We start from the raw sequence: 25,399 nt of genomic DNA, 5'->3' as shown, positions 1-25,399 counted from the left end.
ATAGTGCCATTGCCGGCACGAAGTCTTCGGCAGCGCCAGCTTGGTTAAAGCAATTTCTTGGAACGGGACATCTAGATCAGAGCGCCGCCTCTCGTTAACTGGGGCAATCAGATCTTCCTCCGAGGAGTAATACCATGATCGCATTCGCTGTTGGCGAACGGCGACCCAATCGCACTGCTGATGTTCGCACGGTCCAACAGTTGCTCAATCGCGCGGGGGGTATGCTGCCCGGCCAGAGCAAGCTCGATGTCGACGGGAATATGGGGCCGCTCACATCGGCGGCGATCAAGCGGTATCAGCAGACCGTGGTCCACCTCTCGCGACCCGATGGCGTGGTCGATCCGGGTGGCCGGACCATTACCATGCTCAGCCGGCGTGCTGCCGGACCGGCTCCAGCGCCCAGGGCGACACCAGCGCCAGCGCCATCCGGCGGCGGGGGAAGCCCCGGGCGCGCCGGTCCAGGGGGCTTGTCGGAAGACCTTTATGTCGAGGCCGCGTCGCAGCTCGGGTGCGAGGTCGCCGCGATTAAGGCGGTGGTGAAGACCGAAGTCGATATCCGCGGCGCGTTCGACACATCGGGCCGTCCGACGATCCTGTTCGAGCGGCACAAATTCTACAAGCATACGAATGGGCGTTTTGCGCAATCCAACCCCGACATCTGCAACTCGGTACAGGGTGGATATGGCCGCTTTTCCGAACAATATCCAAAGCTGGACCGCGCGATCATGCTGGATCGCCCGGCCGCGCTGAAATCCGCGTCCTGGGGCGCCTTCCAGATTCTGGGCGAAAACCATGTCCAGGCCGGACACTCGACGGTCGAGAGCTTCGTCGCCGCCATGAAGCATTCCGTCGCCGCGCAGCTCAAGGCATTCGTTGCGTTCGTCCGCGGCGATGGTCGCTTGCTGACCGCGCTTCGCACGCGCAATTGGGCGACCTTCGCGCGGATCTACAACGGCCCCGGCTATGCCAAGAATCAATACGACCAGCACATGCGAAGCAACTACCAACGATTTGCGAACTGAGGATTGCAGTGACATGATCGAACGGCACAAAATGTTGATTCCATTGGTCGCGATCGCCGTGGCCGCGTGCAGCGCGGGTACGGGTGGCGCGCATGGCAACGCGACCGAAGCTGTGGCATCGTCCGACACCATCACCGGCAATGCGGATCTTGCCACCGTCACCGGCAATGCGGATCTTGCCGATGCCGCGCCCGCGGTGGCGCAAGGTTCCCTCAAGCTGCTGGCGCCTGCCGACGCGGGTGCGATCGCCGCGGTTCGGCAGGCGGCGGGCACGCTGAGCGATGTTGCCGTCACATCGGCCCAGTCGTTCAAAATCACGAGCGGAGGACAGCAGATCGCCACCTTCGTGGCGGGCGAGGGCAAAGCGCCCGACGCGGTGAACGCGGGCTGTTTCGCCGCGATCGTGCAGAATGGTCGCGCGACGGTCCTCCCGACGATCGGCAGCGGTGCGTGGGAGGCGGAAACCTGCCTGTCGACCGATGCGGTCGGGATACTCGGTGCGAGCGACCCGGTACGGATCGCCGTGATCTACAAGGCGGCGTCACCCAACGCCGAAGTCCTGGAGCCGGTGGTGCTGCAATGGGATCGCGCCGGACGCGTCACGATCGACGAGGCCGCATCCACGCGGGCATCGACCGCCGGTGCGACCTCGGTGAAGGCGGTTCGCGAACTTTTGAAGTGATCCGGAGGATCGCTACCTCGGCTTTGGCCGAGGTAGCGTGCCGACTATCGCGGCGACAGGCTGAGTTCGGTCGGCGTCGATCCTAGTCGTACGGTGTAGCCGCCGCGTTCGAGTTGCGCTGCGGCTACAGCGTAAGGTCGGCCGGTCTTGGTCGTCGTCTCGACGAACACGCGCGCGGCTGGATTGATCTTGGTCGCCGCATCGAGCGTTAGCGTGATGGCCCCCGTCGATGGCGTATACCGGGCGGCCACGATCTTCCCGGCCTCCAGGGTGATCCATAATCCGGCGGGGGCGACGAAGAGCCGCGTGCGGGCGCCGTCCTTCGGGGTGATGCTCACTGCCCTAGCCGCCTGCTCGACATTGCCGCCGAAGCCCAGCCAGCCGAAAATCGGGTCGTTCACCAGATAGCTCGCGGCGGTGATCGCGTGGCCGTAGAAGCCCATGCCGTAGTCGCCGCTATACGGGTCCCATTTCATCATGTCGGGCGCGGAGTGAAACGCGGCGGAGGAAAAGCCGTCGCGGTCGATGTTGGTGATCCCGCCCATCATGCCGCCGTACGCGATGCGAAGAAGGCGCAGGTCGGTCGGGTCGGCACGGTAGGCGTCGAACAGCGGGACTGCGTTGAGCGTCGAGCCGTAATGGTGGAGCTGGCGCTCGATCCGCGGGTATTTGCCGCCGTACAGGAAGTCCCAATAGCGCCGCGCATTGCCGTTATAGCCCCAGCTCGGGATCGTCGGGTCGTAGGCGAGGATCACTTTCCGCGTGACGTCGGCCTGCGGTTGGTAACCGAAATAGCGCATCCACGCGTAGACTTCGGGCTGGCCGGTCGAATCCCACGCCATCTCGCTGCCGAACGGATAGCGCAGTGTCCGCCAATGATCGGCGCGCTGCTTCATCAGGCGCTCCATCTCGGTCGCCTCCGCGGTCAGGCCTTCGCGCTTCAGGTCCTTGAGGATGTCGACGAACACGTCGCCCTCCATCAGCCCGAACTGCGTGTAATAGGGCGCGTCGCGCATCATCGCGGTGGTCGTCTGGTACGCGTGGTCGAGATACCAGCGCCACGGATGCGCGGTGACGAGTCCGGGGTGATTGCGCGCGACGCGGTACAGCACCCAGTGGCCGATCGCGACGTGGGGGTAATTGTACGCGCGACCGAGATCGCCAGCGTCCTTCTTCGACCAGGAGGTCCAGGTCTTCCAGTCGACGGTCGGGTCGTAATAGCCGGGGTGCGCGGCGGGATCGTAGTAGAACAGGCTCTTCCGCACCGCGCCGGCGTGCGGGCCGTCGGGGATTTGCAGGTCGCCTTGAATGGTCTCGTCGACGAGGCGTTGCAGCTTGGCGATCTCGGCGGGGTCGGGGTTGTCGAGCTGCTTCGCAATCGCCGCGACCCAGCTGCCGGCGCCGCCTTCGTCGCTCATGCCCGAGATCCAGACGCGCGGGTCCTGCGTGACCACTTTGCCGGCCTCGCGGTCGTAGGTGAGGATCGCGGGATTGCGGCCGAACGGGTCGGCCTTGTCCTCGTACCACTGCTTCGTCGTCGAGAACCGGCCGAGGTCGGCCATCGTCTGGTCGAGCGGCTTGGTGATGTAGTAGCTGACCGTCTGGACGCTGCCGTCGGCATAGGTGATCGCGAGGCTCGCGCGGCCCCAGCCTTTGCTGCGGACGGTGTAGCGGGCCCAACCTTTCGCGCCGGCGGCCGGCGTTGCGGTGAGCGCGCCAGCGGGGAAGCTCTCGACCTTGGCGATCGGTTGCGGTGTCTTGAGGAACAGTGAGGCGTCCTGGTCGGTCGGGACGACATAACCGGGGATGCCGACCGCTACGGGGCGGTGGTTGGCGACGAGCGTGTCCTCGATGGCCGCGATCGACGGCGCGGTGACGAAGCGGACGCCGATCGTGCGCGCTGCGCCGGGGGCGAGCGTGAAGCTGGTCGGGACGTTCCACTGTTCGCCGGCCTTGGCCCATTCCTTCTCGGCAAAGGCCTTGCTGGCGACGGTCCAGTCGTAGAACCCTTCGGAGGTCTGGCCGCGCTTGCTGCGATCGGTGAAGATGTCGCCCTTGGGCGCCTTGGCGGCTTCGAGGATCGGGCGATAGGCTTCGAGCGGCGTGCCCTTTTCGGGGAGGACGAGCAGCGCGGGGCCGGCGCCGTTGAGGCGGGTGACCTGGAGGTAGCCGGCGTCACGGCCGATATAGGGGTCGACGAAGCTCGCCTGCGCGTGCGCCTGTTCGAGGCTGCGGTCGGTGATGATGTTGTCGAACACCATCGGCAGCCCGAGCGCACCGATCTCGACGGGGGCGTTCGTGGTGTTGGTCAGCGTGAAGTGAAGCGCGAGGACGCCGTGGTCGTCGATCCAGCGGCGCTCGACGCGCAACGGGCTGGCGGTCCCGAGCGAGGCGGTGATGTCAGCGGCGGCGAGCGTCGCGCCGGTCGCGGGCAGGCGGCGGATCGCCTTGCGGTGCTGTGCGGAGGCGAAGTCGGTCCAGGCGCCGCCGGGCTGGCGGACGCGGAGGTGGATGTCGCCGATATGGACATAGCCGTCGGCGGCACGCTCGGCTTCGCGGGCGCCGGGGACGAAGTCGAAGCCGGGCTCGGCGGCGGGGGGCAGCCGGGCGAGCGTCTGCGTGTCGGTGCGCAGCGCGACGCGGAAGGCGGGGGTGCGAAGCGGGGTCTGCGCGATCGGGCGGTAGCTTGGCTTGGCAGGCTTGGGTTGCGCACCGCCGGGCAGCGTCGCGGTCGTTGCCAGCAGCAGCGTCAGGAGGCGGAAGGCTGTCATGGCGTTACTCGCTCGAAGTCAAAGGTGAGGATAAAGTGTCACTTGCGCTGCCTTGTCGGACGTATAGTATACGATATCCGAATGGAGATAAAGATGTTCGCAAACCGCCGGGATGTATTGATGGGGACGACGGCGGTGGCGCTGTTGTCGGTGGGCGAACAGGCGTTTGGCAAGGGGGCGACTGGCAGGGGGACGACGCTGCTCCCGACCAAGGCCAAGCCTTTGCCGTTGTCCGCGGTGCGCTTGCTCCCGTCCGCCTACGCGACCGCGGTCGAGGTCAATCGCGCGTATCTGCTGCGGCTGAGCGCGGATCGGTTGCTGCATAACTTCATGGTCTATGCCGGGCTGCCTGCGAAGGCGCAGCTCTATGGCGGGTGGGAAAGCGACACGATCGCCGGGCATACGCTCGGTCATTATCTGACCGCGCTGGTGCTGATGCACGCACAGACCGGTGATACCGAGTGTCGCGCGCGCGCGGATTACATCGTTGCAGAACTGGCGCGGGCGCAGGCGAAGCGCGGCACCGGCTATGTCGGCGCGCTGGGGCGCAAGCGGAAGGACGGCACGATCGTCGATGGCGAGGAGATCTTCCCCGAGGTGATGCGCGGCGAGATCAAGTCGGGCGGGTTCGATCTCAACGGGTCGTGGTCGCCGCTATATACGGTGCACAAGGTGTTCGCGGGGCTGCTCGATGTGCACGGCGCGTGGGGTAATACGCAGGCGCTGAGCGTCGCGACCGGGTTGGCGGAGTATTTCGCGAAGGTGTTCGCGGCGCTCGACGATGCGCAGATGCAGATTTTGCTTGGGTGCGAATACGGTGGGCTGAATGAGAGCTATGCCGAGCTGTCCGCGCGGACCGGGAACAAGCAATGGCTCGACGTCGCGGAGCGGTTGTACGACCGGAAGATGCTCGATCCGATGGTCACGGGTGAGGACAAGCTCGCGAACTTCCACGCCAATACGCAGGTACCGAAACTGGTCGGGCTTGCGCGGATCCACGAGCTGAACGGCAAGCCCGCGCCCGCGAACGCCGCGCGGTTCTTCTGGAACACCGTCACGCAGCATCACAGCTACGTGATCGGCGGCAATGCCGACCGCGAGTATTTCTCCGGGCCCGACACCATCGCGAACCACATCACCGAGCAGACGTGCGAGCATTGCAACAGCTACAACATGCTGAAGCTGACGCAGCAGCTCTATGGCTGGGCACCGGACGGCGCGATGTTCGATTATTACGAGCGCGCGCACCTGAACCACATCATGGCCGCGCAGAACCCGAAGACTGCGGGCTTCACCTATATGACGCCACTGATGACGGGCACCGCGCGCGAGTATTCGACGCCGAAGGACGACGCGTTCTGGTGCTGCGTCGGCACGGGAATGGAGAGTCATGCCAAGCACGGCGAGGCAATCTTCTGGGAAGGCGACGGCACGCTGCTGGTCAATCTCTACATCCCGGCGGAGGCGCGCTGGCAGGCTCGGGGAGCAGTACTGACACTCGATACGCGCTATCCGTTCGAGCCGGAATCGCGGCTGACGCTGACGAAGCTGGCCAGGCCGGGGCGGTTTCCGATCGCGTTGCGCGTGCCGGGCTGGGCGAACGGGCGCGCGACGGTGACGGTCAATGGCGCAGCGGTCGAGCCGGTGCTAGCGAAGGGCTATGCGATCGTCGAGCGGCGGTGGAAGGCGGGGGATGTCGTTGCGATCAGCGTGCCGCTCGACCTGAGGCTGGAAAGTGCACCAGGCGACGTCGATACGGTCGCGGTGCTGCGCGGGCCGATGGTGATGGCCGCCGATCTCGGGCCGACCGAGGCGAAATGGGAGCGGGCGGATCCGGCGATGGTCGGCGCGGATCTGCTTGCCGCATTCACGCCGACGGTCGGCGCCGGGGCGCGCTATGCGACGAAGGGGATCATCCGGCCCGCCGACCTCACCTTCGTGCCGTTCTACAGCCAGTACGACCGGCGCAGCGCGGTGTATTTCAAGCGCTTTAGCGAGGCGGCGTGGAAGATCGAGGAGGCGGCGTTCCTGACCGAGCAGGCGCGGTTGAAGGATCTCGCCGCGCGCTCGGTCGACGTGATGCACCTCGGCGAGATGCAGCCCGAGCGCGATCATGCGCTCACGTCGGAGATCTCGTATCCGGTCAGCTATCGCGGGCGGAATGGGCGCGATGCACGGTCGGGCGGCTATTTCGAGTTCGCGATGAAGACGCGGCCGGGGCCGCTGGTCTTGCAGGCGACCTATTGGGGCGACGAGCGCGCGCGCGATTTCGACATCCTCGTGGACAACGTGAAGGTCGCCACGCAGCATCTCGAGGCGGACCAGCCGGGCAAGTTCTTCGATGTCGAGTATCCGCTGCCGATCGGGCTGACCAAGGGCAAGGCTAGCGTGAAGGTGCGGTTCGTCCCGCATGACCGGTCGTCGGCGGGGCCGGTGTTCGGGGTGCGGATGGTGGCTGCCAAGCCGGGTGGGGTCGCGTGAGCGGGGTGCCAGGGTTGGTCCGCAATCCGGCGGCAGCGCTCCCTTCCTTGTTCTCCCGCGAAGGCGGGAGTCCAGTCTGGATCCCCGCCTTCGCGGGGAAACAGGTCTTGCGCGCTGAATGCGGATTCGACCGCGGAGCCTTTGCATGACCGACGCGCAGGCAGACGGCGTTCGCTTTACGCTCGACGAGGTCCGCACGCTTGCCCGGCGCGTGTTGCTCGAGGCTGGCCTGTCGCGGGCGCATGCCGAGGCGGTGGCGGAGACGATGGTGGCGGGCGAGCGTGACGGCTGTGCGAGCCACGGCATCTACCGGCTGCTGGTCGCGGCGAACAGCATCGCCAAGGGTGTCGTTGCGGTCGATGCCGAGCCGGTGGTGAGCGAGCCGGCGCGCGCGCTCGTGCGGGTCGATGGCGGCGGCGGGTTCGCGCAACTCGCGTTCGAGCGGGGTCGGCCAGTGCTGGCGGAGAGGGCGCGCGCGTATGGGATCGCCGCGATGGCGCTGAACAACGTGGTGCATTTCGCGGCGTTGTGGCCTGAGGTCGAGGCGCTGGCGGAGGACGGGCTGGTCGCGCTCGCGGTGACGCCGAGCCATGCCTGGGTCGCGCCGGCGGGGGGCACGCAGCCCGTGTTCGGGACCAACCCGATCGCGTTCGGCTGGCCGCGGCCCGGCCGCGAACCGTTCGTGTTCGACTTCGCGACGAGCGCGGTCGCGCGCGGTGAGATCGAACTGCATCGGCGCGCCGGGAAGGCGGTGCCCGACGATTGGGGTTATGATGCGGACGGGCAGCCGACGACCGAAGCCGCAGCGGTGCTGAACGGCGCGATGCGGACGTTTGGCGGGCACAAGGGGTCGGCGCTGGCGGCGATGGTCGAGCTGCTCGCCGGGCCGCTGATCGGCGACATGACGAGCCGGGAGTCGCTTGAGGCCGACGCGGCGCGCGGTGGGTCGCCGATCGGCGGGGAACTGATCATCGCGATCGATCCGGTCGGGTTCCTGGGCGATGCAGTCGCCGAGCACCTCGCCCGCGCGGAGGCGATGTTCGCGGCGATCGAGGGGCAGGGCGCTCGGCTGCCGTCGCAACGGCGATATGCGGCGCGGGCGCGGAGCTTGACCGAGGGCGTGACGATACCCGCCGCACTGTACCGCGACATCATGGCGCTGGTCCCAGGAGAATGACGATGAAGGCGATGATCCTGCTGCTCGCGCTGGGCTCGACTGCGGCGGGGGCGGTGCCTCCAAAGGCTCCTAAGGCCGCGGCGGCAACGTCGGCGGATGCGCGGTTCAAGGCGCTCTACACGGCGGAATATGCGTGGCGGCAACTCCAGTTCGCGCAGGGCGAGGATAACCCGACCGCTGCGGCGCGCCTGCCCGATGTCGGCCCCAAGGCGCAGGCGGAGCGCCTCGCGCGGTGGACCGACGTGTCGCGACAACTGGCGGCGATCGCACCGGCGACACTCTCGCCTGCCAATCGCGTCAATTATGCGGTCTATGCGCAGCAGATCGACGCGCTGCTCGCCGAGCAACGCTTTCGCGATTACGAGAAGCCGCTGACCGCGGATACGAGCTTCTGGGGCGATGTCGCCGAGGGCGCCCGCGGCACTTTCAAGTCGATGAAGGACTATCGCGACTATATCGCGGTGATGCGCCAGATCCCGCGCTATTTCGACCAGCAGACTGACAACATGCGCGCCGGGCTCGCACGCGGGTTCACGCCGGCGCGGGTGACTCTGACGGGCCGCGACAACGGCGTCGCGCAGGTTGCGGACGCGAAGACGCCGCAGGAGTCGCCGTTCTACGAACCGTTCAAGACCTTCCCGTCGACGATCCCCGCCGCCGATCAGGCCGCGCTCAGGGCCGAGGGGACCGCGGCGATCTCGCAGGCGGTCGTGCCGGCCTATGCGACATTGCTGAAGTTCCTGCGCACCGAGTATATTCCGCACGCTCGCGAGGGGCTGGCAGCGTACGGCCTGCCCGACGGCAAGGCCTATTATTTGTCGAAGGTCCGCGAATACACCACGCAGGACATCACGCCCGAGCAGATCCACGCGCTCGGGCTCGCCGAGATCGCCAAGATCCGCGGCCGCATGGATGGCGTGATGCGCAGCGTGAAGTTCCAGGGCGATCTGCAGGCGTTCTTCAACCACCTGCGTACCGATCCGCAATTCTATCCCAAGACGCCGAACGAACTGCTGTATCGCGCGGCGTGGATCGCCAAGACGTTCGACGGCAAGGCGTCGTCGTGGTTCGGGCATCTGCCGCGCAGCCGGTTCGCAATCAAGCCGGTGCCCGCGGACATCGCGCCGTTCTACACCGGCGGGCGCGGCGGGCCGGGAATCTATCTGGTCAACACCTACGACCTGCCGTCGCGGCCCTTCTATTCGCAAGTGGCGCTGACGCTGCATGAAAGTGCGCCGGGGCACGCGTTCCAGATGCCGCTCGCATCCGAGAACAAGACGCTGCCGGCGTTCCGGCGCGACACGTATCTGTCGGTCTATGGCGAGGGCTGGGCGCTGTATTGCGAGACGCTCGGCGAGGACATGGGGATGTACGAGACGCCGTACGATCTGTTCGGGATGTTGAGCTATCAGGCGTGGCGCGCAGCGCGGCTGGTGGTCGATACCGGCATCCATGCCAAGGGGTGGAGCCGGAAGCAGGCGCAGGAGTATCTGCACGACAATACCGCGCTGTCGAACCACGAGATCGAAACCGAGGTCGACCGCTACATCGCGTGGCCGGGGCAGGCGCTGTCCTATTACATGGGGCAGATCGCGTTCCAGACCGCGCGGAAGAAGGCGCAGGACACGCTCGGCGCGAAGTTCAACATCCGCGCCTTCCACGACGCGATGCTCGAGATGGGATCGGTGCCGGTGCCGGTGATCGAGGCGCGCACCGACCAGTTGATAGCGGCGGGCGGCAAGGGGCCCTATCCTGACGAGGAATAAGCGCTGGCTCGCGGCGGTCGGCTTGATCGCCTCCGCCGGGCTGGCGCAGGATATGCCGCGGGGGACGCACATCCATGCGCCGGGCAATCCGATCCTCGCCGACGGGTATTATTCGACCGATCCGGCGCCGGTGGTGATCGGCGATACGCTTTGGATTCTGGCCGGACGCGACGAGGCGGCGGCGGACGTCGACGACTTCGTGATGAAGGAATGGCAGCTGCTGTCGACCAAGGATCCCGCGTCGGGCGACTGGGTCCATTATCCGGCGATCGCACGGCCCGAGACGGTGTTCGCCTGGGCCGAGCCCGCGCGCGCCTATGCCGGGCAGATCGTCCAGGCGCGGAACGGACGGCTGTATCTCTACGCGCCGGTGGTCGAGAAAGACAGCGATGCCGAGGACCGGTTCGCGATCGGCGTCGCGGTTGCGGACAGCCCGACCGGACCGTGGCGCGACGCGCATCCGTCGGGCCCGATCGTCTCGCAGCGCGTGCCGGTGCGCAACGACATCCAGAACATCGATCCGACCGTGCTGATCGACGACGACGGCCGCGTGTATCTCTATTGGGGGACGTTCGGCGAACTGCGCGGCGTTGAGCTCGCGCGCGACATGGTGACGCCGATCGGCCCCGAGCGGCGGATCACCGGGCTGACCGGGTTCTTCGAAGCGCCGTGGATCATGAAGCGGCGCGGCGTCTATTACATGCTGTACGCCGGCAATACCGCGGGACCGGGTTCGGACTGTACCCCGGCGATCTATCATGCGTGCATCGCTTACGGGACCGCGCCGTCGCCGATGGGGCCGTGGACGTATCGCGGCGTCGTGCTGAAGCCGGTGTCGTCGACCACCTCGCATCCGGGCGCGGTGGACTTCAAAGGGCGCTGGTATCTGGCGTATCACACCGCCGATGCGGTCGGCGGCGGGCATTTCCGGCGCAGCGTCGCGATCGATCCGATGCTGTTCGACGACAGCGTGACGCCCGCCGCGATCCTGCCGGTGGTGGCGACGCGGCGCGCTCGGCCGGCGCTGTCGCCGTCGCGCAATATCGCCGGTGCGGCGACGGCCGAAGCGTCGAACGAGCCGGTGCCGGTGCGCTATTGGCTGGCCGCGCTGAACGACGGGATCGTGCGGGCGAACCCGCTGCCGCCGGATATGTGGGGGAGCCGGGCGGGGCCGGCGCGGCAGTGGATCGCGTATCGCTGGGATGCTTCCGTGACGCTGAACGGCGCGCGCGTGCGCTTCTGGGCGGATCGGGCGGCGGGATCGCGTACCGGGATTGCGCCGCCGAAGCGCTGGTGGCTGGAATATTGGGATCGCGGCTGGAAACCGGTGCGGCGGGCGCACGGGTTCGGCACGGGGGTGGCCGGGGTCCAGTCCACAAGCTTTGCGCCGGTGACGACGCGGTGCCTGCGCGCGGTGTTCGAGACGTCGAGCGATGCTCGGGGGCATGCCGGCGTCGCGGTGCAGGAATGGGAGGCGCTGACGCCCCATGCGCATGCTGTCGTGACACGCAATCCGTCTGCCAAGCCTGCGCCGCCCTGCGACTAATTGGAAGGAACCGCCTTCCGACTAACCCCTCATCCCAGCGAAAGCTGGGATCCAGAGCCTCGAGTGATGGCATCGGTGGCTCTGGATCCTGGGTCGAGCCCAGGATGACGGGAAGGCGGCGAGTCAGCCGAACGGGCGGTCGATCGAGGGTTGCGGGTCGGTGAACCAGGCGGCGCCGGTCTCGGTGACGTGGAAATGATCCTCCAGCCGGATGCCGAAGCGGTCGGGCACTACGATCATCGGTTCGTTCGAGAAACACATCCCCGGCGCTAGCGGCGTGCGGTCGCCGCGGACCAGATAGGCGGGCTCGTGGATCGACAGGCCGATGCCGTGGCCGGTGCGATGCGACAGGCCGGGCAGGCGGTAGTCGGGGCCGAGCCCGGCCTTCTCCAGCACCGCGCGGGCGGCATAGTCGATCGCCTCGCACGGCACGCCCGGCTCGACTGCAGCGAACGCGGCTCCTTGCGCCTCGTGCTCGATGTCCCAGATCGCGCGTGCCTCATCGCCGACTTGGCCGAACGCGTAGGTCCGCGTGATATCGGAATGATAGCCCTCGACCTGGCAGCCGGTGTCGATCAGCACGAGCTGATCCTCCTCGAGCAGCTGGTCGCCGGGAAGGCCATGCGGGAACGCGGTCGCGTGGCCGAACTGGACAGCGCAGAAATACGAGCCGGAGGATCCGATCGCGCGGTGCGCGTCGTCGATGAAGCGGATCACCGCGCTGGCGGCGATGCCGGGATGGAGGATGCGTGCGGCGCGGCGCTGGACATCGAGCGTCATCGCCTTGGCCTGGCTCAGCAATGCGAGTTCGGCGGGGCTCTTGATCATCCGGCACGCGTCTATCACCGACGCTCCATCGGCAACATCGAGCCCGGTGGCGGCGAGCGCGCTGGCCATCCCGTAGGGAAGCTGCGGGTCGAGCAGCAGGCGGCCGCCGACCGCGTCGGCAACCAGCGCATACGGGCTCTCGTCCTCTTCCCAGAGACGCAGGTCGGCGTCGATTTCGACCACGGCCTCCAGCGACCCCTGTTCGAAGCGCGGGCAGATCAGGACCGGCTGGCCCTTCACCGGCAGCAGCAGCGCGACCAGCCGCTCGGTCGCGCCCCAGGGCACACCCGCGAAATAGCGCAGGCTCGCCCCGGCGCCGATCAGCAGCGCGTCGGCGCCCGCCGCCTCGGTCAGCGCGCGCGCCTTGTCGAGCCTCGTGGTGCGCTCGGCCAGCGTGATCGGTGGCGCACAGTCCGCCCAGGGGGCGATGGACGCCAGCTCGTCGGGTATCGATGATCCGCCGATGGTCATGCGTGAGGTCCTTTTTTGCCGAAGCGGTCGAGGTCGAACGGCGCGAGCGGCACCGCCGGGGTCTCCCCCGCCAGCATCGCCGCGACGAGCGTCGCGGTCACCGGCGCGAGCGTGAGCCCGAGATGCTGATGACCAAAGGCATAAGCGAGATTTGCGTGGCGCGTCGAGCGGCCGATCGCGGGGAGATAGTCGGGCAGCGTCGGCCTGGCCCCCATCCAGCGCGTGAACGGCCCCTCGATCGGCAGGCCGAGCGATCGGACATGATGCTCCAGCCGGTCCCATTTGCGCGGATCGGGCGGACCGTCGGGATCGCCGAGCTCGACGAAGCTCGCCGCCTGGACGCACTCCGCATAGCGCGTGACGATCATCGAGCGATCCTCGAACACGACCGGCGGCAGGTCGGCCGGCCAGCCATCGGCACGCGCGCGGATATGATAGCCGCGCTCGGCGATCATCGGCACGCGGTAGCCGAGCGGTTCGAGCAGTGCGCGAGAGCGGACGCCTGCGGTCACGAGTAGCTGATCGACATCGTGGCCGATGATGAGGATCCGTCCTGAATCGTCGGCCAACCGCGCCGCCTGGCGGACGATCCGGCCACCGCGTGCCTCGACCGCGGCCTCCAGTGTCTTCGCGAGCACGCGAAGGTCGGCGATCTGGCCGCTGCCCGTAAAGCGGATCGCGCCGCCGACCGGATCGGCGAGAAAGCCGAGCCGGTGCAGCACCTCGGGATCGGCGTCCGCGATCCGTGCCGTGCCAATCGCAGCGCGCGACCAATGGGTGCGGCCGGCGCGTGCAGTTTCGGGTGTATCCCAGACGACGATATGGCCGTCCTCGCGGAGCAGGTCGCGCGCGCCGAGCGTGCCGACCAGATCGCGCCATGCGGGCATCGCGCCGGCGAGCAGTGGGGTCAGCGCTGCGGTGCCCGCCGCGAACTTCGCCGGGGTCGACGCCGCCACCAGCCGTGCGGCGAACGGTAGCCAGTGCGCCGCCATAGCAATCGGCAGTCCCAGTGCGCCGCCGACGCTGAACAGACGCTTCAGCACCGAGCGCACCGCGGCGGGCGAGGCGAGCGGCTCGACCTGTTCGACCGCGATGTGCCCGGCATTGCTCCAGGATGCGGCGTTGTAATCGCCATCGCGTTCGAACACACTCACGTCATAGCCGCGGTCGAGCAGCGCGACGGCGCAGCACAGTCCGACCACGCCGCCCCCCACGATACCGATCGTTTTCAATCCAATCTCCTGTTGCACGGCACTTAACGAATTCGTATACGATATATATCTTGAAACGCAGGAAGGTCGATACCGAATGTCTGTCGAATGGAAGGGCGTATTTCCGGCCGTAACGACGCAGATCCGCGAGGACATGAGCGTCGATCTCTCCGACACCCAGCGCGTCGTCGACGACCTGATCCGTGACGGTGTGACCGGGGTGATCGCACTCGGCACGGTCGGCGAGAATAACTCGTTCGACTATGATGAAAAGGTCGAAGTGCTGACCGCGATCGTCGAGGCGGTCGATGGCCGCGTGCCGGTCATCACCGGCGTCTCGGAATACGACACGCGCCGTGCCGTCCGGTATGCGCAAGCCGCCGAAAAGGCCGGCGCGGACGGCCTGATGCTGCTGCCGCCGATGGTCTATGTGCCGAAGCCACACGAACTGGTGGCGCATTTCAAGGGTGTGGCCGAGCAGGTCGGCCTGCCGATCATGCTCTATAACAACCCGCCCGCGTATCGCACGCTGATCGACAACGATGTGCTCGCCGCGCTGGTCGATGTCGCGAACATCGTCGCGGTCAAGGAATCGGCGCCCGACACGCGGCGTTTCACCGACGTGAAGACCGCGTTCGGCGACCGCTACGTGCTGTTCGCCGGGCTCGACGACGTTGCGCTCGAAGGGCTGTATCTTGGCGCGCAGGGCTGGGTCTCCGGGCTTACCAACGCATTCCCGCGGGAATCGGTCGAATTGGTCAACGCGTTCGCGCGCGGCGATCATGCCAAGGCGATGGAGATCTATCGCTGGTTCATGCCGCTGCTTCATCTCGATGCCGAGCATGACCTGGTCCAGTCGATCAAGCTCGCCGAGCAGGTCATGGGGCGCGGCTCCGAACGCGTCCTGCCGCCACGCTATCCGCTGATCGGCGAACGCCGTGCCGAGGTGATCGCGATGGTCGAGAAGGCCGCGGCGACCCGCCCGACATTGACCGCCGCCGAGCCGGCGCTAGCATCCGGCTGATGCGCCACACTTTCTTCTGCATCGACGGCCACACCGCCGGCAATCCGGTCCGCCTCGTCGCGGGCGGTGCGCCGCTGCTCAAGGGCGCGTCGATGTCGGAGCGGCGGCAGGATTTCATGAACCGGTTCGACTGGATCCGCACCGGACTCTGCTTCGAGCCGCGTGGGCACGACATGATGTCGGGCGGGTTCCTCTACCCGCCGACGCGCGACGATACCGATATCGGCATCCTGTTCATCGAGACGAGCGGGTGCCTGCCGATGTGCGGACATGGCACGATCGGGATGGTGACGTTCGGGCTCGAACATGGGCTGATCCAGCCGGCCGTACCGGGCAGGCTGCGGATCGAGGTGCCTGCGGGCGTTATCGACGTGGCGTACGAGACCGAGGGCGCGAAAGTGACCTCGGTACGGATCACCAACGTGCCGGCCTATGTCGCGGCACGCGGGATCGCGGTGGAAATCGAGGGCATCGGCCCGCTCAGCATCGATGTCGCCTACGGTGGCAATTACTACGCGATCGTCGAACCGCAGGGGCGCTATACCGGGCTCGACGACCTCGGCGCGGCGGAGATCATCGCGCTCAGTGGTCGCGTTCGCGAGGCGGTGCGGGCACAGTTCGAGCCGGTCCATCCGCTCGACCCGACGATCCGCGGCGTCAGCCATGTGCTGTGGGCCGACGTGCCGCGCACCGACGGGGCGGACGGGCGCAACGCGGTATTCTATGGCGACAAGGCGATCGACCGCAGTCCGTGCGGCACCGGCACCTCGGCCCGCCTGGCGCATCTCGCTGACACGGCACGATTGTCGGTCGGCGACCGGTTCGTGCATGAGAGCTATATCGGCAGCCGCTTCATCGGGCGCGTCGAAGCCGAGACCATGCTGGGCGATACGCCGGCGATCATCCCGTCGATCGAAGGATCGGCGATCGCGACCGGGTTCAACACGATCTGGATCGATCGCGACGATCGTTTTTGGAACGGGTTTCAAGTTTCGTGAGCTATATTTCATGAAGTGTGGGCTATGCAGGGGGCGCAATCCCGTCCCCGGAGCCTTCCGTCTATGAGTATCGTCGTCCGCACCCTGTCCGAGCAGGTGTTCGAGATCGTCCGCGAGCAGATCGTCACCGGCAAGCTCGCCGGCCATACTGCGATCCGCCAGGATGCGCTGGCGACTGAACTCGGCGTCAGCAAGATCCCGCTCCGCGAGGCGCTGGCGCGGCTCGAGCAGGAAGGGCTGCTGACCAGCCACGCGAACCGCGGCTATTCGGTCCAGCCGATGTCGGCGGACGAGGCGAACGACATCTTCGCGTTGCGGCTGGCGATCGAACCGCAGGCTGCGGCCTATGCCGCGACGGTCGCCAACGACGACGATCGTGTCGCGGCTATCCTGGCGTTCGAAGAACTGGACAGCGCGGCGAGCGAGCGGCTGGCCGAGGTCGCGATCCGCAACCGCGTGTTCCACACCGCGCTGGTCCGTCCCGGCCGTCGCCTGCTGACCACGCAGATGGTCGAGCGGCTGGCGATCCTGGCGGAACGCTATGTCGTCGCGCATCTGCGGCCGGCGGGGCGCGAGGATCGGGCGCATCTGGAGCATCGCCAGATGCTCGACGCGTGGCTCGCACGCGACGACGATCGCATGCTGGTGCTGCTGACGAGCCATATTCAATCGACGCTGACCGATCTGCGCGCGCAGTTCGACACAGCGCGAGACTAGAGACCAACCGGGGATGGGCATGTTTGGACCGCGTAAATCGTTCGAATCGTCTGCCCATAACCGCGAACACAGTCTCGCCAAGACGCTGAGCTGGCCCCATCTGATCGCGCTCGGGGTGGGGGCGATCGTCGGCACCGGGATCTATACCTTGGTCGGCGTCGGGGCCGAGCGCGCGGGGCCGGGCGTGATCCTCGCTTTCGTGATCTGCGGCGTGATCTGTGCGTGCGCCGCGCTTGCCTATACCGAACTCGCGACGCTGATTCCGGCCGCGGGAAGCGCCTATACGTTCAGCTATACAGCACTCGGCGAGACCGTCGCCTGGGTAGTCGGCTGGAGCCTGATCCTCGAATATTCGCTCGCATGTTCGACAGTCGCGGTCGGCTGGTCGGGCTATCTGGTCGGCTGGATCGAGGCGGCGGGGGTTCACCTGCCGCATGCGTTGCTGGTCGGTCCGCATGGCGGCGGCCTCGTCAACATGCCGGCGGTGCTGGTGTCGCTGGCGGTGATGGGAATGCTGATCCTCGGTACGCGGCAGAGCGCGACGCTGAACATCGTCCTCGTGCTGATCAAGCTGGTCGCGCTGACGATCTTCGTCGTCTACGCCGCGCCCGCGTTCAAGGCCGACAACCTCCACCCGTTCATGCCCTACGGCTTCGGCTCGACCGAGATCGGCGGGCACAAGAGGGGCGTGATGGCGGCGGCGGCGATCGTGTTCTTCGCGTTCTACGGCTTCGACGCGGTCGCGACCTCGGCGGAGGAAACCAAGAACCCCAAGCGCGACCTGACGATCGGGATCGTCGGCTCGATGCTGGTCTGCACGGTAATCTACATGGCCGTCGCGGTCAGCGCGATCGGCGCGCTGCCGTTCACGCAGCTCGCTAATTCGCCCGAACCGCTCGCACTGGTGCTGCGCCAGTTGAGCCAGCCGTTCGCCGCGCAGCTGATCGCGCTGGCCGCGGTGATCGCGCTGCCGTCGGTGATCCTGGTGATGATGTACGGCCAGAGCCGGATCTTCTTCGTGATGGCGCGTGATGGGTTGCTCCCGCGACGACTGGCCAAGGTCAGCAAGCGGACCGGATCGCCGACGCTGATCACGTTGCTGACCGGCCTGTCGATCGCCGCGGTCGCAGGGTTCTTCCGGCTCGACGAGATCGCCGAACTCGCCAACGCGGGGACGCTGATCGCGTTCATCTCGGTCGGCGTGTGCCTGATGGTGCTGCGCCGCACCGCCCCCCAACTGCCGCGGCTGTTCCGTTGCCCGGCCGCCTATGTCGTCGGTACCGTGACCGTGCTCGGCTGCCTGTATCTGCTCGCCAGCCTGCCGACCTCGACGCTCGTCCGGTTCGTGATCTGGAACGGCACCGGGCTCGCGCTGTACGCGGCCTACGGGCGGCGGAAGAGCGATGCGGGGAAAGCTTCGCCACTTTAGGGCGATAGCGCTTTCCACAGGCGCACCGACGGCTTAAGCGACGGCATCCCCGGGGGGCCGCTGACGCGCGGCTGAGAGGTGGGCAGCAGCCCATGACCCGCTGAACCTGATCCGGCTTATACCGGCGTAGGGAGGGTCCGCGGCTGGCCCGTCGTCCCTCCGATTGGAGTGGACGTGAGCGTTTTCGGTACTGGTTTTCCGTTTTTGAAGTCCGGGTCGCCGTCTTGGCGATCGCGTGTCCGCCTGGGCCGGGTGGCGTTGATCTTGTCGGCAACGATGTGCGCCTCGCCGGCGTTCGCGCAAGTCGCGCCCGATCCGGCCGAACCCGCGGAGATCCGCGTCGTCGGCACGCCCGATCCGGCGGGCCTCCTGCCCGACCAGCGCACGCCGAAAGCGCAGAGCGCGATCTCCGCGGACTTCATCGTCAAGCAGGCGCCGACGCTCAACGCGTTCCAGCTGGTGACGTTGCTGCCCGGCGCGAACGTCGCGTCGAGCGATCCGTATGGCCTTTCGACCAGTTCCAGCCTCACCGTCCGCGGGCTCGGGCAGGACGAGATCGGCGTGCTGATGGAAGGCGCGCCGCAGAACGACATCGGCTATTATTACGCCTATCCCTCGCAGTTCGCCGATCCCGAGAATCTGCGGCGGATCACGCTGGCGCAAGGCGCGGTCGATATCGATTCGCCGACGCTGGGCGGTGCCGGCGGGCTGTTGTCGCTGGCGCTCGACGATCCGAAGGTGCGTCCTGGTGGGCTGGTCGATCTGTCGCTCGGCAGCTACGCGGCGCGGCGTGCGTTCGTCCGCATTGATACAGGTACGATCGGCAACACCGGGTTGAAGGCGTTCCTGTCCTATTCGAACACCCGCGCCGACAATTGGCGCGGCGCGGGCTACGACACGCGCCAGCATATCGACGCGAAGTTTCTCAAGGAATGGGGCGCCGGTAACCGCGCCAGCCTCGCGCTGTCGTATAACGATGCGAACTCGTCGAGTTACCCGAGCCCGACGCTGGCGGAGTGGACCGCGCAGGGTCGCGGCTTCAACTACGACAAGCGTTATACGGCGGGGAACACCAATTATTGGCGGCTGTACCGTGCGCCGTTCCGCAACCTCTATGCCTCCGCACCGGTGCATCTGGTGTTGAACGACCGGCTCGCGCTGGACACCACGAGCTATCTCCAGTTCGGCTACGGCAACTCGCCCTATGGCACGCAACTCACCACCACCGGCAATTTCCTTGGGACCGAAGAGCTGGCCCAGCCGATCGCGCTGCCCGGCGCGGTCGACGGCGTGGTCGACGGCGGGGCGACCGTGCTCGGCAATTATACCGGCGATCAGATGCGGACCGGCAACGTCAGCAAGCTGACGCTGAAGACCGGCGTGCACACGCTCACCGCCGGGCTGTGGTTCGACTACGGCACCGATCGCGTCACGCAGTCCTACACGTCGATAGATGCGGACGGGCAGCCGACCGACCGCTGGGGCTATCGCGCGAAGGCGATCCGCACCGCCGATGGCCGCCTGCTCGCCTATGAGAACCAGCGCACCGTCACCGTCACGAAGGGGTTCTTCGTCGCCGACAGCATCGCGCTGACGCCGCGGCTGACGATCGACGCGGGGTTCAAGGGCGTCGACGTGCTGCGCAACGGCCGCAATTACCTGCCGGGACCACAGACCGACGTGCGGCTCGACAGCTTTGCGGCGCTGCCGCGCGCGGCGGTCCATTACCGGATCGACGATCGCCAGCAGGTGTTCGCCAACATCACCACCAATTTCCGCACGCCCAACGAGTTCACGCTCTACAACAGCTATGCAGGCGGGGCCGTCGCGACGCAGGGGACAACCGCGCTGAAGAACGAATATTCGGTGTCGCAGGAACTCGGCTATCGCTTCATCGGCGCACAGCTCTCGGCGTCGGTCACCGGCTTCCACTACAAGTTCCGCAACCGCCAGTTGGCGACCGTCATCAACCAGGGCGGTGCGCTGATCAGCGGGACGCTCAATGCCGGCGGGCAGACCTCATACGGGGTCGATGCCGAGGTCGATTACCGGCCGGTCGCGGGCGTCAGCCTGTATCTCTCGGGGGAATATCTGCACGCGCGGATCGACGACGATCTGCCGGTCGGCGGGGACTTTCTCGCGACGCGCGGCAAGCACGCGGTGTCGAGTCCGACGGTCCAGTTCGGCGCGGGCGGCACGTATGACGACGGCCGGTTCTTCGGCAGCGTCGCGTCGAAATATCTCGGGCGGCAATATGCGACCTTCGTCAACGACGAGCGCATCAAGGGCTATGCCACGCTCGACCTGTCGGTCGGCGTGCATCTGGCCGAGTGGCTCGATGGCAAGCGCACCGATCTGCGCGTCAACGCGATCAACGTCACCGATCCGCATGTCCTGGCCGGCGTGCAGGCGGTCACCACCAACGCGCAGGACTCGATCGGCCGCAACGGCACGGTGATCGTCGGCACCGCGCCGGCCTATTATATCGGCAGCGGCAGGGCGGTGATGGCGACGGTGTCGCGTGCGTTCTGAGATGACGTCGCTCGCTTCGCCCGCAGGCCATCTCGTCCACGGGATGGGCACCGAATGGGAAGCGCCGACGTGGCCCGCGATCACCGCTGACGATGCGGAAAAGGCGCTTGCACTGTTCCCGAGCGTTGGCGCGCTGACGGACTTGCGCTGGCACTCCCCGCGACCGTTTTCCGCCGCCACGCTGGTGCAGACGACGCGCGGTGTATTTTTCCTGAAACGGCACGACCATCGTCTGCGCGCGCTCGACGGGTTGGCCGAGGAGCATGCGTTCATCGCGCATCTGGCGGCCAACGGCGTCTCGGTGCCGGATCTCGTGCGCACCATCGACGGGGCTAGTGCGGTCGCGGTCGGCGATTGGCGGTACGAACTGCATCGCACCGCGCCGGGGGCGGATCTGTACCGTGACCGGATGTCGTGGACGCCGTTCCTGTCGCTCGATCACGCGCATGCCGCCGGCGTCGCGCTCGCGACATTGCACCGTGCGGCGCGCGGCTTCAATGCGCCGGCGCGGCGTCGGCAACCACTCGTCGCCAGCTTCACGATCCTTCCGGCGCGCGATCCGCTGGCGGCGACCGAAGACTATGTCGCGGCGCGCCCTGCACTGGCGGCGTTTCTGGCGGATAGGGATTGGCAACGGCAGCTCGCACCGTTGTTCGCGACATTGGGCGATGGCCTGTCGACCCTGTTGGCCGAGCAGGCGCCGTTGTGGACGCACAACGACTGGCACCCGTCCAACCTGCTCTGGGCGGACGACGACAGCGTGGCGACGATCTTCGATTTCGGACTCGCCGACCGGACCTGTGCGGTTCACGATATCGCGACCGCGATCGAGCGTACCGCAATCCGCTGGCTCGACCTGGGGCAAGGGGCGGACGACGCGATTGGCGATCCGGCAGCGGCGCGCGCGCTGCTGGCAGGCTATGCGACGATCGCGCCGCTGAGCCGTGCCGACCTGACTACGATCGTCCGTCTGGTGCCGCTGGTCCATGTCGAGTTCGCGCTGTCGGAAATCGATTACTTCACGAGCGTCGTCGCCGATTCTGCCTCCGCCGCGCTGGCGTGGGACGGGTATCTGATCGGCCATGCCGACTGGTTTCGCTCGGCTGCGGGGCAGGACTTCCTGCGGGCCATCGACGTCGCGGCGAACGATCGATGACGGCGCTCGAGATCGTCGCGGTCGTCGTCAGCTTCGCCGGGATCTGGCTGACTGCGACGCGGCGGATGCTGTGCTGGCCGGTCAGCCTCGTCGCCTGCGCGTTGTATTTCAAACTGTTCCTCGACGTCCGGCTGTATGCCGACATGGTGCTCCAGGCGCTGTTCGGCCTGGCTATCGTCTATGGCTGGATCGTCTGGGCGAAGGGTCAGGACGATGCGGGCGAAGTCGTCGTCGTGCCGCTAAGTCCAGGGCGATTGGCCGCGGGGCTGGCGGCGGGCGCGGTCGGTGCGATCGCGATCGGCTGGTTCACGAGCCGCTATACCGATGCGGCGCTGCCGTGGATGGATTCGGGTCTGACCAGCTTCAGTCTGGTCGCGCAATATTGGACCGCGCGTCGCCACGCCGCCAGCTGGCTGCTGTGGATTGCGGTCGACAGCCTCTATGTCGGGATGTTCGTGTTCAAGGGATTGCTGCCGACCGCGGGGCTGTATGCGGCGATGATCGTGCTGGCGGTGGTCGGCTATCGGCGTTGGCGCGCAGCGGGTCGTAAGGACGCCTCAATAGCCATAGCCTAAGGTCGCGGTTCCGTTCGCCGGCACGGTCGCTGTCCAGGTCTGGACGCCGTCGACGCGACGAAGCGCGGCGGTCGGCGCTTCGAACGCCTTTTGCCCGGCCCTGCCGATCCCGATCTCCACCGCGACGGGAAACGGGTTGGCGTTGCTCAGCGTGACGACGGCGTGGCCCGTGCGGTCACCGACCTGGCGCACGAGGACCCCCGGGCTGGTGCCCGCCGCTAGCGTGAAGCGCTGGCCGGTGGGGGTATCGGCAGCGCGACCGAGGCCGATCAGCCCGCGCGCGCCGTCACGCTCGACGTATAACGCGGTCGAGCCGGCGGGGAGGGGTAGGCCCAGCCCGGCGCGCGTTTCGTTTTGCATGCGCAGTTCGATCCGGACCGGCGTTTCCGCGATCGTCTGGCCGGGCTGCACCTGGCTGCGATAGCGCCGCTCGAACGGCACGCGGCTCCTGCTGAGCAACGCCACCTGTTTCATCTGGTTCGCGGCGACCGTGACGGGCTCCGGCACCCGGTAGAGTTTCAGGTCGCCCAGGTCCTCCGGCGGGGGCGGGGGCGGGGGCGGCGGAGGTGCTACCGGAGCTGGTGCGGCTCTCATCATCACCGGTGCTCCCATCAGCGACCCGGTCACGACTATGTCGTCGCGCTCGGGCGCATCTACGGTCTGGAGATCCGACGTGGTGGTGCCGAGGGGATAGCAATCTAGGCGCAGACCGGCGACCGCGGCGCGGTAGGCGCGGATCTCGCGGCGTTCGAGCCGACCCGCGACGACCTGGACATCGGCGTTCGCGAAGCTCTCCGCATTACCGTTGGCGAGCGTCATCCACGCGAACAGATCGAGCGTGCGGCCATCGGCGGCGATCGTCGCGACATAGCTCGCCACCCAGTCGAACTTGGACGCGAGATACGAGACGGTGACCGTCGCGGTCGTCGCGCGCGGACTGCGGGTCGTCACGCTGAGCACGGGTTGCGCCGACAGACCCGCTGGAATCTTTGCATACACCGGCCTCTCGGGAAGACCCGAACAGCCGAGTGCCTCGACGCCTTGCGTGGTCCGCACGACGACGCCGCCCGCCGGCCCGGCGACGATCACTGCATCTTCGCTACGCACCGCGCCGGTCGCGCGCGAGGTGCGGGTCAGCGTGACGTGGCGGCCGAGCGATCCGTCGATCAGCGCGGCGGGCGACAACAGCCGCGCATCGCGGTTCTTCTCGACGGTGCCGCCGGGCAGCCCGGTTATGATCGCGCTGGCGGGAATAATTCCGCCCGCGACTCCTGCGAACGTCACGACCGCTTCGCCTGCCTGCAGTCGTATCGTCCGGGTCTCGGTTACCACCGCGAAACCGCCGAGATACCGCAGGTCGGGTGCCTGACCGCGTTCGCGATGCGGGTTGCGATAGACCGTGACGGAGACGTGCCGCGGGGGCGACGCGGCGACGGTCTTCGAGGTTGGTCTATCCGCTTGCGCCGTGGCGGGCATGACCGGCACGCCGACCAGCATCGCCAGCAGGGCGACGACACCGCGCATCAGTTGCGGGTGTCGAAGCTGGCCGTGACGACCGCAGTTCCGTTGGCGGGCACCGTCACATGCCAAAGGGCGCTGTCCGCATTCTGGCGCTCGCTCTTCTGGCTCTCGGCCTGAACGCGCGTATCGGTCCACGACCAGTCGAGCCCAGCCTGGATCAGGTCGACCACGACCGGCTTCGCGCGCGCGTTGCTGAGCGTGTAGCGCATCGTCGTGCGCCAGTGATCTCCGGACAACTGGGTCCGGCTTTCGACTACGGGCAGGACCTTCACGTCGAACGCGTCGCCGGTGCGTAGGCTGATATCCGAGCCTTGCGGGGTATGCTCGATGCGGTTCTCGCCGGTGAATTGCGGCTGGCCGCGCTGATCGCGGACATAGACGCGGACCGTCCCCGCGGGCAGCGCATCGCCGAGGCCGCCGGCCGCCGAATTGGCGAACCGCAGCATGCTGCCCGCGCTTTGCGGTTCGGTCTGCGTGCCGAGCCAGGCGTTGCGATATTCGTAGCCCGCGCTGGCCTTGGCGCCTTTGACGTCGAGAAAGCTGACCTGCTTGGTCTGCTTGTCGGCGATCGTGGTGCGCTCCTTGAGCGGATAGAGGTAGAAATCGCCGAGCTGTTCGCGGTTCGCGCTTTCGGTACCGGCGCGCCGCATCGGCGCAGGGTGGCGGTTGGGGCGGAAGGTCTGGTTGTCGTCGTCAGAGGCGACCTCGCCCGCGACGAGCAGTGTCTTCGCGCTGTCGAAGCTGGTGCCGGTCGCGTTGCGCAGCGTGATCCATCCCTGCACGTCGATCGTCCCGGTCTTGTCGTCGAACAGCGTCACGTAATCCGCCTGCCAGCCGAGCCCGCGCGTCAGGTACGACAGCGTCGCCAGCCGCGATCCGGCGCGCGTACTCGCCAGCGTCACCGACAGCGTCGGCCGCGCGCGCAGATTCGTCGGGATCCTGTCGAAGATTGCGCGCACCGGCAGGCCGTCGTCGCGCAGCACTTCGATATGGTCGGCGATCTGCAGCACCACGCCGCCGTTGACCGCGAGCACCTTCGCCCGCTCGCGCGTTTCGGCACCGGTCGCGGGATTGGTCCGGACGAGCGTGATCGTCTCGCCGACCGCCTTTTCCATCAGGCTCGACGGGGTCAGCAGGTCGTAATCGAAATTCTGTTCGACGACGGTCGTGTCGGGTGCGCTGAGCGATACCGTTTCGGGGCGGATCGTCGCGCTGACGTCGGGGAACGACTGGCGCGTGCGACCGGCCGGGAGATCGAGGCGCCGGATATCCTGGATGAGCGCGATATCGTTCGTGTAGATCGTCGCGGACACATCCCCTTGCGCCGACCCGCTGGCCGGCACCGGTGGATCGGATTGCGCGATCGCGGACGCCGATGTCGAGACAGCCAGCAACAAGACTGCGATGCGTACCGTGACCATGTGATCGTCCCCTTTGGCGGCAGCATGACGGAGCGGCGGGACGACGACAATGCATAGCTTCGCCCAATGTC

18 protein-coding genes and 1 riboswitch are annotated in these 25,399 nt (G+C 67.1%); of the genes, 13 read left to right on the top strand and 5 right to left on the bottom strand.

Annotated elements, in window-relative coordinates:
• Positions 1 to 134: 134 nt before the first annotated feature.
• Entirely contained in the window at positions 135 to 1,022 is an 888-nt protein-coding gene (locus ASF09_RS19700) for an N-acetylmuramidase domain-containing protein (RefSeq protein ID WP_082444178.1), read from the top strand.
• A gap of 31 nt (positions 1,023 to 1,053) precedes the next feature.
• A complete protein-coding gene (locus tag ASF09_RS08100; RefSeq protein WP_156359283.1) occupies positions 1,054 to 1,704 on the top strand; it encodes a hypothetical protein in 651 nt (216 codons plus the stop codon).
• A 44-nt stretch (positions 1,705 to 1,748) separates the two neighbouring features.
• Here ASF09_RS08100 and ASF09_RS08095 read toward each other — a convergent pair whose 3' ends face one another.
• Positions 1,749 to 4,475, bottom strand: a complete 2,727-nt coding sequence (locus tag ASF09_RS08095) for a DUF5695 domain-containing protein (protein ID WP_060525778.1) — start codon at positions 4,473 to 4,475, stop codon at positions 1,749 to 1,751.
• A 120-nt stretch (positions 4,476 to 4,595) separates the two neighbouring features.
• Here ASF09_RS08095 and ASF09_RS08090 point away from each other — a divergent pair, with 120 nt between their 5' ends.
• The 4 genes from ASF09_RS08090 (at position 4,596) to ASF09_RS08075 (ending at position 11,445) form a co-directional block, all read left to right on the top strand.
• Entirely contained in the window at positions 4,596 to 6,956 is a 2,361-nt protein-coding gene (locus ASF09_RS08090; RefSeq protein WP_235529751.1) for a glycoside hydrolase family 127 protein, read from the top strand.
• A 145-nt stretch (positions 6,957 to 7,101) separates the two neighbouring features.
• Positions 7,102 to 8,133, top strand: coding sequence for an Ldh family oxidoreductase (locus ASF09_RS08085; protein WP_060525777.1), 1,032 nt, complete (start codon positions 7,102 to 7,104; stop codon positions 8,131 to 8,133).
• A 2-nt stretch (positions 8,134 to 8,135) separates the two neighbouring features.
• Positions 8,136 to 9,899 carry a DUF885 domain-containing protein gene (locus ASF09_RS08080; protein WP_082444242.1) on the top strand — a complete coding sequence of 588 codons (1,764 nt, stop codon included), beginning with the start codon at positions 8,136 to 8,138 and terminating at the stop codon, positions 9,897 to 9,899.
• Positions 9,900 to 9,921: 22 nt separating this feature from the next.
• On the top strand, positions 9,922 to 11,445 hold the full coding sequence (locus tag ASF09_RS08075; protein ID WP_235529749.1) for a family 43 glycosylhydrolase: 1,524 nt from the start codon (positions 9,922 to 9,924) through the stop codon (positions 11,443 to 11,445).
• Positions 11,446 to 11,568: 123 nt separating this feature from the next.
• On the opposite strand, the gene ASF09_RS08070 is transcribed toward ASF09_RS08075, so the two are convergent.
• Together ASF09_RS08070 and ASF09_RS08065 are read right to left on the bottom strand one after the other, a co-directional pair.
• Positions 11,569 to 12,744: a M24 family metallopeptidase gene (locus ASF09_RS08070; protein WP_060525775.1), complete on the bottom strand. Its 1,176-nt coding sequence runs from the start codon at positions 12,742 to 12,744 to the stop codon at positions 11,569 to 11,571.
• Positions 12,741 to 13,976: an NAD(P)/FAD-dependent oxidoreductase gene (locus ASF09_RS08065; protein WP_235529747.1), complete on the bottom strand. Its 1,236-nt coding sequence runs from the start codon at positions 13,974 to 13,976 to the stop codon at positions 12,741 to 12,743. The genes ASF09_RS08070 and ASF09_RS08065 overlap by 4 nt, the downstream gene beginning before the upstream one ends.
• A 76-nt stretch (positions 13,977 to 14,052) precedes the next feature.
• Here ASF09_RS08065 and ASF09_RS08060 point away from each other — a divergent pair, with 76 nt between their 5' ends.
• The 7 genes from ASF09_RS08060 (at position 14,053) to pnuC (ending at position 22,386) form a co-directional block, all read left to right on the top strand.
• Complete coding sequence (locus tag ASF09_RS08060) at positions 14,053 to 14,979, top strand: dihydrodipicolinate synthase family protein (RefSeq protein WP_060525773.1); 927 nt, start codon at positions 14,053 to 14,055, stop codon at positions 14,977 to 14,979.
• Positions 14,979 to 15,977 carry a 4-hydroxyproline epimerase gene (locus ASF09_RS08055; protein WP_060525772.1) on the top strand — a complete coding sequence of 333 codons (999 nt, stop codon included), beginning with the start codon at positions 14,979 to 14,981 and terminating at the stop codon, positions 15,975 to 15,977. Before ASF09_RS08060 ends, ASF09_RS08055 begins: the two co-directional genes overlap by 1 nt.
• 63 nt (positions 15,978 to 16,040) lie before the next feature.
• The gene (locus ASF09_RS08050) at positions 16,041 to 16,694 is read left to right on the top strand and encodes a GntR family transcriptional regulator (protein WP_056052308.1); all 654 of its coding nucleotides are present in this window, start codon (positions 16,041 to 16,043) and stop codon (positions 16,692 to 16,694) included.
• A gap of 13 nt (positions 16,695 to 16,707) precedes the next feature.
• Positions 16,708 to 18,123 (top strand): amino acid permease, encoded by a 1,416-nt coding sequence (locus ASF09_RS08045; RefSeq protein WP_060525771.1) that lies wholly within the window; start codon positions 16,708 to 16,710, stop codon positions 18,121 to 18,123.
• Positions 18,124 to 18,163: 40 nt separating this feature from the next.
• Positions 18,164 to 18,273: riboswitch (TPP riboswitch) on the top strand.
• Positions 18,274 to 18,399: 126 nt separating this feature from the next.
• Positions 18,400 to 20,655: a TonB-dependent receptor gene (locus ASF09_RS08040; RefSeq protein ID WP_060526272.1), complete on the top strand. Its 2,256-nt coding sequence runs from the start codon at positions 18,400 to 18,402 to the stop codon at positions 20,653 to 20,655.
• A 1-nt stretch (position 20,656) separates the two neighbouring features.
• A complete protein-coding gene (locus ASF09_RS08035; protein ID WP_060525770.1) occupies positions 20,657 to 21,811 on the top strand; it encodes a phosphotransferase enzyme family protein in 1,155 nt (384 codons plus the stop codon).
• Positions 21,808 to 22,386, top strand: coding sequence for a nicotinamide riboside transporter PnuC (gene pnuC, locus ASF09_RS08030; RefSeq protein ID WP_060525769.1), 579 nt, complete (start codon positions 21,808 to 21,810; stop codon positions 22,384 to 22,386). Before ASF09_RS08035 ends, pnuC begins: the two co-directional genes overlap by 4 nt.
• Here pnuC and ASF09_RS08025 read toward each other — a convergent pair.
• Positions 22,369 to 23,910 (bottom strand): DUF4139 domain-containing protein, encoded by a 1,542-nt coding sequence (locus ASF09_RS08025; RefSeq protein WP_156359282.1) that lies wholly within the window; start codon positions 23,908 to 23,910, stop codon positions 22,369 to 22,371. The two genes, pnuC and ASF09_RS08025, sit on opposite strands and share 18 nt — an antisense overlap.
• Positions 23,910 to 25,328, bottom strand: a complete 1,419-nt coding sequence (locus ASF09_RS08020; protein ID WP_060525768.1) for a DUF4139 domain-containing protein — start codon at positions 25,326 to 25,328, stop codon at positions 23,910 to 23,912. Before ASF09_RS08020 ends, ASF09_RS08025 begins: the two co-directional genes overlap by 1 nt.
• Positions 25,329 to 25,399 lie beyond the last annotated feature (71 nt).

Origin of the sequence: Sphingomonas sp. Leaf242, from assembly GCF_001422045.1 — a bacterium.
Classification (GTDB): domain Bacteria; phylum Pseudomonadota; class Alphaproteobacteria; order Sphingomonadales; family Sphingomonadaceae; genus Sphingomonas.
The sequence above is the reverse complement of the archived record's forward strand: the minus strand, read 5'-3'. Positions and strand labels throughout refer to the sequence as shown.